The organism is Thermogutta sp., assembly GCF_039793925.1.
In the GTDB taxonomy this organism is placed as follows: Bacteria; Planctomycetota; Planctomycetia; order Pirellulales; family Thermoguttaceae; genus Thermogutta.
The window spans coordinates 1-1,813 of sequence record NZ_JBAMME010000014.1 but is presented as its reverse complement, the minus strand read 5'-3'; the positions used below and the strand labels follow the sequence as shown (position 1 = coordinate 1,813).

Below are 1,813 nucleotides of genomic sequence, written 5' to 3'. Positions count from 1 at the left end.
TATGAGCATCCGAAAGGGCATTGTTTTGGCAGGTACTGTACTATTAGCCTTTCTGCTGCTGATGATACTTCCGAATTATATAGTATGGGCAGACGGGGGCTATTGGTGGGGTACTACTCAGCCTGGGCCGATGCGGCTGCACTATGCTGGTATGGTCAAGCCTATTGACGGGATTCCTGACTACAACGGCACGTTTATAGGGCCATATACAATGTTATGGACGGATTTATACCGGTGCGTAGGAAGTCCGGAGTGTTGTGGAATTGTGCCGGATGGGGAGGGAACCGGAGGGCATCCAGGCGTGGATATTAGTGGAGCGTGTGGCACACCAGTGAGGGCAGTAGGGGAAGGGCGCGTCATTTACAGTTATTGGCGATGGGCTCTTGACAACCCCGGCCGTGATGTATGTGGAGACAATCGCCCAGTCCAGGGAGATGATAACTGGGGCAACCGGTTGGTCATTCTGCATAACGCCGTTCCCGACGATAGAACGGGAAGTTACGGGAGATTCCTGGGTGTGACTTCTATCTATGCCCACTTGAGGGAAGTATATGGTGAAGCACGACGGGGCGACGGGAGTGCCAAAGTTTTGCGGGGCACTGTAATCGGAACGCGAGGTTCAACAGGCAACTCCTCCGGGTCCCATCTTCATTTCCAGATAGACCGGGATACGAATGGCACTCCCTATTGGCCCCCGAATGGAGTTTGTGGAGGCCAAGCGAGCGTAAATCAGGTCCAAGATAATACTTTCAGCCCCATGCGCTTCGTCCAGGCCCACGAGGTGTGGCAGATCGCGGCCACCGGCTACTACTACAGCGGCACCAACTTTGAGACCTACCGGGGAAGCCGGAGCGATGCGGCCATTGACTTTGAATGGTTTAACGGTGGCCCCAGGATACCCGGCGTGGGGGCGGACAACTTCTCCGTGCGCTGGACCGGCACGATATTTGTTTCCTCTCCTGATTGGTATGCCTTCTTCGCCACCGCCGACGATGGAGTTCGGGTCTGGCTGAATAACAGCCTGATTATAGACAGGTGGCAGGACCAGCCTCCCTATACATATCAGGCGATTCGCTACCTGACCGTAGGGGCCCACCAGGTGCGTGTGGATTACTATGAGCGGGGAGGAGGGGCCACGATCAAAGTGGCTTGGAAGCCGGTCTCCCAAGTTCTCCTGTCCACCGGATGGGAGAATGGCCAGACATTGGGGTATAGTGACCGCATTCAGTATCGGGCGAATGTCGCTGGCTGGTACGGGAACGAGAGCCCGCCGCCGGAATGCAGTCGTCGGTATCGGGAGACCTGGCGTACAGGCAACTGGGCCGAGATGATCGCCGGGCAGGATATGAGCGCCTCGCAGAACTCCTACTGCTACTACCGGGTTTTTGAGAACGATATAGAGATTCGGGAAGGGACAATGATTGCGTTCTGGATTTACCACGACACCTCGCGGGGGGCGAACGCGACCGCAACCCGTCGTGTCTCGGTGGACGGGGCGACAAGGGATGGGCACACAATGCGGGACTTTGACAATGGTGCCGGATGGAGGATCACCGACCAGTGGGGTGTGCGGATTCATCCCGCTGAGCGGAATGGTCCGCTCAATCAATGGTACTACATAGAGGTGGATTTGACGCCGATGGCAGGGCGGGTTCTGGACTATTTGATGTTCGCGTACGATGATAACCAGGTTTCGGAGACCGGTCGGTATCGGACCTACGTGGATGATTTTTATGTGTTCTGGCCGTAATGAGAGGGACTTGCTGGCCAGGAGTGAGCGATGAACGGTGGCCCCGGCCTTCGGGTCGGGGCC

At 56.5% G+C, this 1,813-nt stretch carries 1 protein-coding gene; it reads left to right on the top strand.

The window, feature by feature from the left end:
- Positions 1–1,750: PA14 domain-containing protein (locus tag ABJK56_RS00725; RefSeq protein ID WP_347242752.1), on the top strand; the 1,750-nt coding region annotated here is incomplete at its 5' end.
- Positions 1,751–1,813: the final 63 nt, after the last annotated feature.